The sequence below is a fragment of the Aquitalea pelogenes genome (assembly GCF_001515305.1).
Classification (GTDB): Bacteria; Pseudomonadota; Gammaproteobacteria; order Burkholderiales; family Chromobacteriaceae; genus Aquitalea; species Aquitalea pelogenes.
Map to the genome: position 1 here is coordinate 1 of NZ_LNQV01000027.1, position 12776 is coordinate 12776.

A 12776-nucleotide genomic window follows, 5' to 3' on the forward strand; every position below is an offset into this window, starting at 1 on the left:
GTTACCGCCGCCGGTGCACTGGTCGGGGCTTGTGCCGGACGATGTGCAGCAGGCCGAGGCATTGCTGCGCGGCGCGGCATTGCTGCGCGGCGCGGCTACACTCTCAGGCTGGGCGTTGACCGGATGGAAGGCCAGCATGCGCAGCAGGCTCATGTTGAAACCGGCATGTTCGTCCGGTGCCAGCGCCAGATCCTTGCGGCCATGAATGGCAATCTGGTAGTACAGCTGCACGTCTTGCGGGGCAATCAGGCTGGCCAGTGCAAACAATGCTTCGCGTTCGGGTTCGTCGTCGGCAATGGCCGTGGGCACGGTCTGTGCCATGGCCAGTTGCTGCAACAGCACGGCCATTTCGGCCAGCACACTGTCAAAACCGATGCCACGCTGCGCCAGCTGTTCGGCTTCGGCCATCAGGCGCGGGCCATCACCGGCGGCCAGCGCATCCAGCAACACGAACAGGTAGCGGCGGTCCACCGCGCCCAGCATGGCGCGCACGCCGTCTTCCTTCACTTCGCCCATGCCATAGGCAATGGCCTGATCCAGCAGCGACAGCGCATCGCGCATGGAACCTGCTGCGGCACGGCCCAGCAGGGCCAGGGCGGCGCTTTCATGCGGCACGTTTTCCACTTGCAGCACATGGGCCAGATGGCCTGCCACCTGCTGTGGCGTCATGTTGCGCAGCGAAAACTGCAGGCAGCGCGACAGCACCGTGACCGGCACTTTTTGAGGATCGGTAGTGGCCAGGATGAACTTGACGTGGGACGGCGGTTCTTCCAGCGTCTTGAGCATGGCGTTGAAGGCACTCTTGGACAGCATGTGCACTTCGTCGATGATGTACACCTTGAAGCGGCCGGAGGTGGGCGCGTACTGCGCGTTTTCCAGTACTTCGCGGATATTGTCGATGCCGGTATTGGAGGCGGCGTCGATTTCCAGCAGGTCGACAAAGCGGCCTGCGTCGATCTGGCGACAGGCAGAACATTCACCGCAAGGCTCGGCCGTGGTGCCGGTTTCGCAGTTCAGGCTCTTGGCCAGAATGCGTGCGATGGTGGTCTTGCCCACCCCGCGGGTGCCGGTCAGCAGATAGGCGTGATGCAGCCGCTCTTCTTTCAGGGCATTGGAGAGGGCGCGCACCACGTGCTCCTGGCCGACAAGGTCGGCAAAGCGTTTGGGGCGCCACTTGCGGGCAAGGACTTGATAGCTCATGGGGGCGGATTTTAATGGCAATCGGCCGGCAAGGCGACTTCTTTTGTCAGTTGCCGCCTGCCGGTCTGGCTGGCCTTACTGGGCCGGATTCGCGCTGTCGGCAGCGGGCTGTGCTGCTGACTGGGCCTGGGCATTCAGGTAGCGCAGGCGCAGCTCGGCTGCCAGCTCTTGCGCCACCTTGGCATACAGGGTGCTCTTGTTGTAGCGGGTAATCACATAGAAATTGTTCAGCCCCAGCCAGTATTCAGTCACCCCCGGCGCAGTTTCCAGCGGCACCAGCACCGCCTGCACATTGTCGGCCACCTGGGCTTGTGGCAGCACACCGCGCGCCTTGAGTTCGCCCACTGTCAGGTGCAGGTTGAATTTGTCGGCCACCAGGCTGCTCAGATCCACGCCCGGTTGTACTGCTGCCGGGATGACGATGTCGTCGCCATGGCGCCAGCCTTGCAGCTGGAAGTAATGCGCCACGCTGCCGATGGCATCGTCGACGTTATTCCAGATATCGCGGTGGCCGCTGCCGTCAAAATCCACCGCCCACTTGCGGAAGCTGGACGGCATGAACTGCGGCAGGCCCATCGCCCCGGCATAAGAGCCTTTCAGCGTCAACGGGTCGATGCCCTCTTCCTTGGACAGCTTGAGGAATTCGGTCAGCTCGCCACGGAAGTACTCGGCACGGCGCGGGTAGTTGAAGGCAATGGTGGTCAGCGCATCAGCCAGGCGGAAGCTGCCGGTGTTGCGGCCGTAATTGGTTTCAATGCCCAGAATGGCCACTACCATTTCCGGCGGCACGCCATACACCTGCTCGGCACGCTGCAAGGTGGCGGCATGCTGCTGCCAGAAGGCCACGCCGCTTTTCAGCAGACGCTCGTTGTAAAAGCTGCCGCGAAACTGATACCAGGGCCGGGATGTCGCCGGCTTGTCCAGAATGGCAATGATGTTGGGCTTGAGTTCCACATTGGCAAACACCGCCTCCAGCTCGGGCCGGTTGAAGCTGCCGCTGGCCACCTGCTCGTCGATATAACGCTGTACGTCTGCCCGGCCCAGCAAGGCGGCATCGGCTTGCGCCACAGAAGACACCACGCCACCGGCAAGGGCGGCGGCCATCAAGAATCGTTTCATCGGTAATTCCGTGTACTGCCGCCAGTGCGGCTTAATAAGAGAGCGCGCTGGAAACCAGCCGCGCAGTAATGTCGACAATGGGAATGACCCGTTCGTAGGCCATGCGGGTGGGGCCGACCACGCCCAGCGTGCCCACTACCATGCCGTTGATGCTGTAGGGCGCGGTCACCACCGAGCATTCGTCCAGCGTCATCACGCCGGATTCCTCGCCGATGAAAATATTGACGCCCTGGGCATCCTGCCCCTGGTTCAGCAGTTTCAGCAGTTCGGTCTTGCGCTCGAAAGTGGCAAACAGTTCGCGCAGTCGTGACAAGTCTTCGGACAAGTCGCGCACATTCAGCAGATTCATGCCGCCGGCAATCACCACCGCGTCGCTGGGGCTGCCCAGTGAACTCTGGCCAAAGCGCACCGCGGCCGACATCAGTTCGGTGATGTTACCCTGCAGTTCGCGCAGTTCCACCGCCACGCGGCTGGCAATGGCGCTCAGGCCCTGGCCGGCATAATGCTGGTTGATGAAATTGCCGGCCTCCACCAGTTCGCTCGGGCTGTAATCGCGTTCGGTGGTGAGCAAGTGGTTTTGCACATCACCATCCAGTGTTACCAGAATCATCAGGATGCGCCGCTCGGACAGGCGCAGGAATTCGATCTGGCGAAAAGCGACATCAGAGCGCTGCGGCGTCACCACCACCCCGGCAAAGTGGGTGAGATCGGACAGCAAGGTGGATGCCGCCTGCGCAATGCGCTGCGGGCTGTCCGGCTGCAGGCTGTTTTCCAGCTCGCGCATGGCCAGCTCTTCCAGCGGCTGGATGGTGAGCAGGTGATCGACAAACAGGCGATAGCCCTTGGCCGTCGGCACGCGTCCGGCCGAGGTATGCGGCGAGGCAATCAGCCCCATGCCTTCCAGGTCGGCCAGGATGTTGCGGATGGATGCAGATGACAGTTCCATGCCGGACAGCATGGACAGGGTTTTCGATCCCACTGGCTGACCATCGGCAATATAGCGTTCGATCAGCGTTTTCAGCAGACGTTGTGCGCGCTCGTTCATCATGCTCTCATTTTACCTGACCGGGCGATTCCGGCCAGCCTCTCCATCAATACCATGTTGCGTGTATTGGTGTCATTTCAAGCCGTCTTTCGCATTTGTCGGCTCTTGCCTTTGTGCGATAATCCCCCATCTATCGATTCCACTACACGCAATTGGAGACAGCATGGCGTCAGAAGACAAGAGCCGCGCATTGGCGGCAGCCCTTGCCCAGATCGAAAAGCAGTTCGGCAAGGGTTCGATCATGCGGATGAGCGACAACCAGATCAACGAAAACCTGCAAGTGGTATCCACCGGTTCGCTGGGCCTGGACCTGGCACTGGGTGTTGGCGGTCTGCCGCGCGGCCGTGTCGTGGAAATCTACGGCCCGGAATCTTCCGGTAAAACCACCCTGTGTCTGCAGGCCGTGGCCGAAGCCCAGAAACTGGGTGGCACCTGCGCCTACATCGACGCAGAAAATGCACTGGACCCGATCTACGCCCAGAAACTGGGTGTCAACGTGGAAGACCTGCTGATTTCCCAGCCGGACACCGGCGAGCAGGCACTGGAAATCTGCGACATGCTGGTGCGTTCCAGCGGTGTTGACGTCATCGTGATCGACTCGGTGGCCGCACTGGTACCCAAGGCCGAAATCGAAGGCGAAATGGGTGACAGCCACGTCGGCCTGCAAGCCCGCCTGATGAGCCAGGCACTGCGCAAGTTGACCGCCAACATCAAGCGTACCAATACCCTGGTGATCTTCATCAACCAGATCCGCATGAAGATCGGCGTGATGTTCGGCAACCCGGAAACCACCACCGGCGGTAACGCACTGAAGTTCTACGCCTCCGTGCGTCTGGACATCCGTCGCGTCGGCGGCATCAAGAAGGGTGACGAGGTGATCGGTAACGAAACCCGCGTCAAGGTAGTGAAGAACAAGGTATCGCCGCCGTTCCGCCAGGCCGATTTCGACATCCTGTACGGTGAAGGCATCAGCCGCGAAGGCGAAATCATCGAGCTGGGCGTCAAGCACGGCTTCATTGAAAAATCCGGTGCCTGGTATGCCTACAACGGCCAGAAGATCGGCCAGGGCAAGGACAACACCCGCGAATGGCTGAAGTCCAACCCGGCCATCGCGCAGGAAATCGAAGGCAAGATCCGCGAAGCCGTCGGCATCAAGGTGGAAATCACCGAGAACGACGAAGAGCTGGCTGACGACGTACTGGACGTATAAGCACGCGAACGGCTGATGGAAAAAAGCCTGAAGGCGCGAGCCGTCGATCTCTTGTCCCGCCGCGAATACACACGGCGGGAACTGGAGCGGCGGCTCGCGCCGTTTGCCGAAAGCCCGGAACAGCTGGCCACCCTGCTGGACGAACTGGCCGAACGCAACTGGCAGTCCGACAGCCGCTTTGCCCGGCAGTTTGCCGACATCAAGGGCCAGAAATACGGCACCCGCCGCCTGCAGCAGGAAATGCGCCAGCGCGGTGTAGCACAGGAAGACATTGCCGATGCCCTGGCCGAGCGTGACGACCTGGCCCTGGCCCGGCGACAGTGGGAAAAGAAGTTTGGCAGCGTGGCCACCACGCCGCAGGAAAGGGCGAAACAGATGCGCTTTCTGGCGGCTCGCGGCTTTGGCATGGGTGTCATCCGTCAGGTGATGGCAGGCCGTGACGAAGACGACTTCCCCTGGGCTGACGAGGACTAGCACGGCACAGGCTTCATCGCCACGCCATGACCCTTGCCAGCCTTGCCATGGCTTGACACAATCGGGCATGACCGTAATGGCCGCAAGACACTGTCCCACGCCGCTACCAACGTATTCAATCTCGACGAAAACGACATGAAAACCTCCGAAATTCGCCAGAAATTCCTGGATTTCTTCGCCTCCAAAGGCCACCAGGTAGTAGCCTCCAGCTCGCTGGTACCGTGGGAAGATCCCACCCTGCTGTTTACCAATGCCGGCATGAACCAGTTCAAGGACGTGTTCCTCGGCTTTGACAAGCGCCCCTACACCCGCGCCACCACCAGCCAGAAATGCGTACGCGCCGGCGGCAAGCACAACGACCTGGAAAACGTCGGCTACACCGCACGTCACCATACCTTCTTCGAAATGCTGGGCAACTTCAGCTTCGGTGATTACTTCAAGCGCGACGCCATTCACTTCGCCTGGGAATTCCTCACCGGCGAACAATGGCTGGCACTGCCGAAGGAAAAGCTGATGGTGACGGTGTACGCCACCGACGACGAAGCCTTCGATATCTGGAACAAGGAAGTCGGCGTTCCGGCTGACAAGATTGTCCGCATTGGCGACAACAAGGGCGCGCCCTACGCCTCGGACAACTTCTGGCAAATGGGTGACACCGGCCCCTGCGGCCCGTGTACCGAAATTTTCTACGACCACGGCGACCACATCTGGGGCGGCCCGCCGGGAAGCCCGGAAGAAGACGGTGACCGCTTCATCGAAATCTGGAACAACGTGTTCATGCAGTTCAACCGCGACGAGTCCGGCACCATGCATCCGCTGCCGAAACCGTCGGTGGATACCGGCATGGGCTTGGAGCGCATCTCGGCCGTGCTGCAACACGTACACGCCAACTACGAGATCGACCTGTTCCAGAACCTGCTGAAAGCCGCTGCGCGTGAAACCGGCGTGCCCTTCAGCATGGACGTGCCGTCGCTCAAGGTGATTGCCGACCACATCCGCGCCTGCTCCTTCCTGATTGCCGACGGCGTGATTCCGTCCAACGATGGCCGCGGTTACGTGCTGCGTCGCATCATCCGTCGCGCCATCCGCCACGGTTACAAGCTGGGTCAGAAGGGTCTGTTCTTCCACAAGCTGGTCGCCGACCTGGCCGAGGAAATGGGTCAGGCCTATCCGGAACTGCGCCAGAAGCAGGCCGAGATCGAAGACACCCTGCGCCAGGAAGAGCTGCGCTTTGCCGAAACCCTGGACAAGGGCATGGCCCTGCTGGAAACCGCACTGGCAGCCAACAGCAAGGTGCTGGATGGCGAAACCGCCTTCAAGCTGTACGACACCTTCGGCTTCCCGCTGGACCTGACCGCCGACATCTGCCGCGAACGCGAAGTGGAAGTGGATCAGGACGGCTTCGACAAGGCAATGGAAGCCCAGCGCGAACGCGCCCGTGCCGCTTCGTCCTTCAAGATGGCCGGCAATGTCGACTACAGCGGTGCCGACACCGTATTCAACGGCTATGAATCCAGCAGCGTGGATGCCAAGGTACTGGCACTGTACAAGGGCAATGAAGCCGTACAGCAGCTGGACGCCGGCGACGAAGGCATCGTGGTGCTGGACAATACCGCCTTCTACGCCGAAGGCGGCGGTCAGGTGGGCGATGTGGGTGAAATCTCTGCCCAGGGCGGCGTAGCGGCACTGTTCGACGTGGCCGACACCCAGAAGGTGCAGGCTGCGGTATTCGGTCACAAGGGCCGTCTGGCACGTGGCAGCCTGAAGGTTGGCGACAGCGTCACCGCCACCATCGACCTGCACAAGCGTGCCGCCACCGCGCGTAACCACTCTGCCACTCACCTGCTGCATGCCGCCCTGCGCCATGTACTGGGTGAACACGTGGCGCAGAAGGGTTCGCTGGTGAACCCGGAACGTGCCCGCTTCGACTTTGCCCACAACGAACCGGTTTCCGCCGAGCAACTGGCCGAAGTGGAGCGCATCGTCAACCGCGTGGTGATCCACAACGTGGAAGTCAGCGTGGGCCACATGTCCTACGACGACGCCATCAAGGCCGGTGCCATTGCCCTGTTTGGTGAAAAGTACGGCGACACCGTGCGCGTGCTGAAAATGGGCGACTTCTCCACCGAACTGTGCGGCGGTACCCACGTACAGCGCACCGGTGACATCGGCCTGTTCAAGATCATCGCCGAAACCGGCGTGGCTGCTGGCGTACGCCGTATCGAAGCCGTCACCGGCGAAGGTGCGGTGGCACTGGTACAGGCACAGGATGGCGAACTGAAAGCCGCCGCTGCCATCGCCCAGGCACAGCCGGGCGAACTGCTGTCCAAGCTGGAAAAACTGCAGGCCGAACTGAAGGCCGCGCAGAAACAGGCTCAGCAGCTGAAGGGCCAACTGGCACTGGGTCAGCTCGACCAGCTGCTGGCCGGCAAACAGCAAAGCATCAATGGCGTGGCCTGCCTGATCAGCAAGATTGACGACATCGATGCTGCCACCTTGCGTGACATGAGCGACAAGGTCATGGACAAGCTGGAAAGCGGCCTGGCGCTGCTGGCCTGCGTGGCCGACGGCAAGGTGAGCCTGATTGCCCGTGTTTCCAAGGACCTGACCGGCAAGGTCAAGGCTGGTGAACTGGTGAATCAGGTTGCCCTGCAAGTAGGCGGCAAGGGTGGTGGCCGTCCGGACATGGCACAGGCTGGCGGTACGCAGCCGGAGAACCTGGCCGCAGCGCTGGAAAGCCTGCCGTCCTGGCTGGAAGGCAAGCTGTAACAAGCCTTGTTTCAACGACAACAGCCGCCGGTGCAACCCGGCGGCTGTTGTCGTTTATAGTGTACTCATTCCTGATGTGATTGCCGGAGCCTCACCATGTCAGTCATCCACCGTGTTCTGTCCTGCCTGTCCCAGGCCGGTGCCGTACTGCTGCTATCAGCGCTGCTGGCCCAGCCTGCCAGTGCAGCCGAGCGCTTGCTGGTGGTAACCGAAAACGAGTTCTGGCTGAATACCGTGGATGGACAGGGCAATATCTCCGGCCCCAGCACGCGACTGGTAAAGGACATCCTGGCGCGCGCGGGCCTGAAAGCAGATTTTCAAGTGTTTCCGTGGGCACGCGCCTATCGTATCGCCGCTACCCGACCCAACACGCTGATTTATTCGATTGCCCGCACCAGCAGCCGTGAAAGCCAGTTCATCTGGCTGGGGCAGATAGCCTACATGCAACGTGTGTTCTACCGGCTGCACGGCGAAACCGGCATTACACCGCAGAGCCTGGAACAAGTGAAAAACTGCTGCAAGGTGTGCGTGGGCAATCACGATGTGCAAGAAGAGTTCCTGGCCAGGGCCGGCTTCCAGGAAAACAACCAGTACATCACCACCAACAGCCAGCAGGAGTGTCCGCGCCTGCTGCAAAGCGGAGCAGCCCAGCTGCTGATAGCCGACCCGGACCAGCTACGCAGCGAGCTGGCACGGTTGAAACTGCCCGAGCAGCAGTTTGACGCAGTACTCACCCTGCCACAGGGCGATCCCTTGTACCTGGCCGCCAATCCGGCCAGCGACCCGCAATTGCTGCAGGCCATCAGCGAAGCCATCCGCACGCTCAAACAGCGCTGAACCGCGCATTACTGCCTGTCAGTCCGGACAGCACCCAGGCACTAGGACAGCCATCCCCCATAGGCCAGCCAGCCCATCTGCTTCTGGAAGTCTTTGAATCTGCTTCCACATTTCACCTGCACGCAAAAATTATATTCCATTCAAATATTCAGCATGCATTTATGCCATTGTTGACTCATATCAAAACCGTTTAGAGCCAAATGAAAATAATAAACAGCTTCTCACAAGTCCCAATGACGTTGACAAGCAGACAGCTGCGGATTTTGCCGTAATCGGCTTCTTTCCTTCTGCGTACCACGTCCGGGCGGCAATTTTCACGCAAGGAACAGCCATGGCTCTGGTGCTTTATGATGATGGTAATCACAAGTGCGTTGCATTTACCGAGCTGGTACAGGGAGAAGGCATTCAGTCCAATCAGTTTGCCATCATCGACAAAGGCGACGGCATGCTTCTGGACCCGGGTGGCAACCTGACTTACAAGCACCTGATTGCCGAGCTGGCTGACTACTTCCTGCCATCGCACACCCGTTACATTTTCGCCTCCCACCAGGACCCGGACATCATCGCCTCGGCCAACGGCTGGCTGCTGATCACCGATGCCCAGATCATCATCGCCCAGGAATGGGTGCGCTTCTTGCCGCACTTCTGTATCCGCGGTGCCACCGAAGGCCGGCTGATTCCCATCCCGCCGCGCGGCATGGACATCACCCTGGGCGAATCCACCCTCAAGATCATTCCGGCGCATTACCTGCACACCGTCGGTTTTTTCCAGGTGTACGACCCGATCAGCAAAATCCTGTTCTCCGGCGACATCGGTGCCTCGCTGATGGACGGTCACGATGCCGGCAAACCGGTGAGCGACTTCGACGCCCACCTGATCGACAGCCACATGCTGGGCTTCCACAAGCGTTACATGACCAATAACAAGGCCTGCCGCCTGTGGGTGAACATGATTCGCCAGCTGGATGTGGAGTGGATCGTGCCGCAGCACGGCGGCTCGTTCAAGGGCAAGGACATGGTCAAACGCTTCCTCGACTGGTTCGAAACCCTGGAGTGCGGTACCGACCTGATTACCGCTGCCGACTACACGCTGGATTGAGCCACCTTCCCATGGACTCCCTTAGCACCTTGCTTGCCCAATTAAGCGCATCGCCAGAAGCCATGGCCGCCAGCGTCATCCTGCTGTTGCTGGTTGGCATGCTGCTGGTGGTTCTCTTTCGCCGCCAGCCCGATGCCAGCCCGGCACCGGGCCACACGCCGCCGCAAACAGCGCAGTTGCTGCCGGAAGCCGTCATCCGCCAGCCGCGCCCCCAGGCGGCAGCCCAGCCCGCCATCCAGCCTGCCATTCAAGCTGATGTGCTGGCCGAAACCGCCGCTGACAGCGAAGCCGAAAGCGAAGATGACAGCGAGCAGACCCTGTCCTATGCCGTGGACGATCTGGACATCCTGGCCGAGGTCGAGGTGTTCTTGCAGTTCGGTTATCTGGAACAGGCCGCCCTGGCCCTGCGCAGCTATGTGGACGGCAGCTCGGTCAATGCCCCCAGCCAGCTCAAGCGCCTGTCCGAGCTTTATCTCAGCCTGCGCTGGATTGATGACTACAGCGACATGCTTGAACGCCTGCATGAACGCAGCCTGCTGGACCGGCAGCAACTGACCGACGCCGTGTTCCTGGGCTTGCAGGAAGACCCGCAAAACCTGTCGCTACGGGTGGTGGCCGAAAGCCGGCTGGGCATGGGTATTGACGCAGTCAACCAGCAACTGGGCGATCATCTGCCCCAGCACAGCCATGAAGAACTGCTGCTACGCGCCGTCGGCCAGACACCGGACCAGCCGGTGGTATCCACCAGCGAAGCCGTGCAGATTGCCGCACAACTGCCACGCGTCCCGCTGGTGGAAGGCCGCACAGAACTCTCGGCGCTAAACCCGCGCGAACTGGCCACACTGACCACCCTGCTGCCACCCGCCCGCCAGGCCAGCATCCTGCTGGCCTGCCACGAACCGGCCGCCGCCCTGCCCGCCCTGCAAAGCATGGCCGCAGAAGAAGGTGTATCGCTGTCCCGGCTGATCGACACCCTGCGTGCCTGCTACATGACACGCAAGCTGTCCCTGTTCTGCCGCTATCTGTGGCAATTCCACGTGGCCATCGGCAACGCCGGGCTCAATCTGAAACAACAGTTGCTGCAACTGGGTTACCGGCTGGGCGAGCACCCGCTGCTGCTGGCACTGGAAGCCCAGCCAGACCGCATGGCACTGGAGGAAATCGGCCGCCGCATGGGTTATGTCAGCACCCCGGCCCCCGTGTCGCCGCGCGTGCCGCTGCTGCTGGTCCGTCAGCCGCAACAGGCCGGACAGGTGCTGGATGATGTGCTGGCCGAAGCCGATCAGTTTGTCGAATTCGGCCAGATCGACATGGCTATCCAGACACTGGAAACAGCAGTGCTGGCCAACCCGGCCGATGCCACGCTTTACCCGCCGCTGCTCAAGCTGTACGAGCATCTGGGCGATCTGGCGCGCTTTACCTCACTGACCCGGCAAGTGCGCGAGCAGCTGGCCTGCCCGCCCATCGAAATCACCGCCATGCTGGGCCAGTTTGTGCAAACCATGAAACAACGCCTCAACCAGCAACGTCTTGCGGCCTGAGAAAACCAGACCATGATGCCCAGCAACACTGCACAAGCCCGCTCCATCACCGTCATGCCGGTGGGCATGGATACCCGCAAACTGTCGGTATTCCGCATGGCGTTCCGCATGCACCACTCGCATCAACACTACCAGCTGCTGGACGAGGCTCCGGGCCTGAATCCTGACCTGGCCATTGTCGATGTCGACAGCATCACCGGCTGGAATGCCTGGCATGACTTTCGTGCCGAACACCCGCACCTGCCGGCGCTGATTGTCACCACCACGCCACCCAGCGATGCCCCTGCGGCCGTGCTGCGCAAGCCTATCCGCATTGAAACCCTGTTTCCGCAAATGCGCGAGCTGCTACGCCAGCCGCCGCAAACCAGCCCGCTGCGCAGCATGGCGGAGCAGCCGGCAGCACAGCACCCAGCTCATAACGCTGCCGCCCCGTCCAGGACAACAAGCCAGGCAGACATCAGCGGCCACACCCCGGTCAGCGATGCCGCGGCCTATGTAGCCAGCGTGGCACCCACGCTGGACGCGGTAATCAGCCAGTCACAGGCCGCCCACCGCGCCGAGGCCGCCGCGCGTCAGCAGGAAAGCCACAGCGCGGCTACATCCGACTTGCCGCAGTTGATGGATTTGCCAGATGAACAGCCCGAGGCAGAGACCGCATCCGCAGAGGACAAAACCGCGCTGGCGCATGAGCATGATGATGTAGTGCGCAGCATGCTGCCGCCTGCCAGCGCGCATCACACCAGCACCACGCAGCCTGCAGCCCAGGCCGAGCCGCACATCATCAGTTATGCCCGCTTCGACCCGCATGCCGGCTTGTTCGGCCTGGTGGCACGCCTGTTGCGCCAGCGCAGCAATGCGGTGGTACGCGTGCGCGAAGTGCCGGTGCTGATTGTGCAGGCGGCGCAAGACAAGGCCTGGCTGCTGCAACCGCTGGATAGCCTGCAAGCGCTATGCGCCCACACCAGCCAGGAAGTGGACCACCAAGCCTGGAACGACAGCACCGTCCCCGCCAGGGCCGAGGAAATCCGCCCGCAAACCCTGGCCTGGCAGCTCGCCATCTGGACCTGTCAGGGGCGGCTGATGCGTGGCATTTCCGCCGACACCCCCATCCGTCTGCGCTACTGGCCCAATCTGACGCGGCTGGCCCCCATTCCGGAAGCCATGCGCATCACCGCCTTTCTGACGCGTACCCCGGTGAACCTCAAGCTGATCACCCGCTTGCTGAAAGTGCCGCCGGAGCATCTGTTCAACTATCTGGCAGCCGCCTATGGCATAGGCATCCTGGATCTGCCGAATCGCAACACCACCTTGCAGGTGATGAGCACCGAACCGGTGCGCCCACCGCCACGCAAGGAAGCCGCTGCCGCCGTATCCCCGGCGGATACGGCCCCGGCCAGCATCCAGACCGCACCAGGCAGTGGCAGCCTGCTGTCACGCCTGCTGAAAAAAGTCATTGGCCTGTAACCAGGAAACCCCTTATCC

The 12776-nt window shown here is 61.4% G+C and carries 10 protein-coding genes; 7 read left to right on the forward strand and 3 right to left on the reverse strand.

The features are described 5' to 3' along the window. From dnaX to hrcA, 3 genes are all read right to left on the reverse strand, one after another. The coding region (gene dnaX / locus AWT75_RS12560; protein WP_153013325.1) for a DNA polymerase III subunit gamma/tau at nt 1-1200 on the reverse strand (1200 nt) is incomplete at its 3' end. A 75-nt stretch (nt 1201-1275) separates the two neighbouring features. Further along, nucleotides 1276-2319, reverse strand: a complete 1044-nt coding sequence (gene mltB / locus AWT75_RS12565; RefSeq protein ID WP_062789398.1) for a lytic murein transglycosylase B — start codon at nt 2317-2319, stop codon at nt 1276-1278. Between the two features lie 31 nt (nt 2320-2350). Next, entirely contained in the window at nt 2351-3367 is a 1017-nt protein-coding gene (gene hrcA, locus AWT75_RS12570) for a heat-inducible transcriptional repressor HrcA (RefSeq protein ID WP_062789399.1), read from the reverse strand. Between the two features lie 160 nt (nt 3368-3527). On the opposite strand from hrcA, the gene recA reads away from it, so the two are divergent. The 7 genes from recA (at nt 3528) to AWT75_RS12605 (ending at nt 12758) form a co-directional block, all read left to right on the forward strand. After that, a complete protein-coding gene (gene recA / locus AWT75_RS12575) occupies nt 3528-4574 on the forward strand; it encodes a recombinase RecA (protein ID WP_045846081.1) in 1047 nt (348 codons plus the stop codon). Between the two features lie 15 nt (nt 4575-4589). Next, nucleotides 4590-5048, forward strand: a complete 459-nt coding sequence (gene recX, locus AWT75_RS12580; protein WP_062789400.1) for a recombination regulator RecX — start codon at nt 4590-4592, stop codon at nt 5046-5048. A 135-nt stretch (nt 5049-5183) separates the two neighbouring features. Further along, entirely contained in the window at nt 5184-7817 is a 2634-nt protein-coding gene (alaS, locus tag AWT75_RS12585) for an alanine--tRNA ligase (protein ID WP_062789427.1), read from the forward strand. Between the two features lie 96 nt (nt 7818-7913). Then, nucleotides 7914-8654, forward strand: a complete 741-nt coding sequence (locus AWT75_RS12590) for a substrate-binding periplasmic protein (RefSeq protein WP_062789401.1) — start codon at nt 7914-7916, stop codon at nt 8652-8654. Between the two features lie 331 nt (nt 8655-8985). Then, nucleotides 8986-9753 carry an oxygen-binding di-iron domain-containing protein gene (locus AWT75_RS12595; RefSeq protein WP_045846084.1) on the forward strand — a complete coding sequence of 256 codons (768 nt, stop codon included), beginning with the start codon at nt 8986-8988 and terminating at the stop codon, nt 9751-9753. 11 nt (nt 9754-9764) lie between these two features. Further along, on the forward strand, nt 9765-11294 hold the full coding sequence (locus AWT75_RS12600) for a hypothetical protein (RefSeq protein ID WP_153013326.1): 1530 nt from the start codon (nt 9765-9767) through the stop codon (nt 11292-11294). Nucleotides 11295-11306: 12 nt separating this feature from the next. After that, a complete protein-coding gene (locus tag AWT75_RS12605; RefSeq protein ID WP_062789403.1) occupies nt 11307-12758 on the forward strand; it encodes a hypothetical protein in 1452 nt (483 codons plus the stop codon). Nucleotides 12759-12776: the final 18 nt, after the last annotated feature.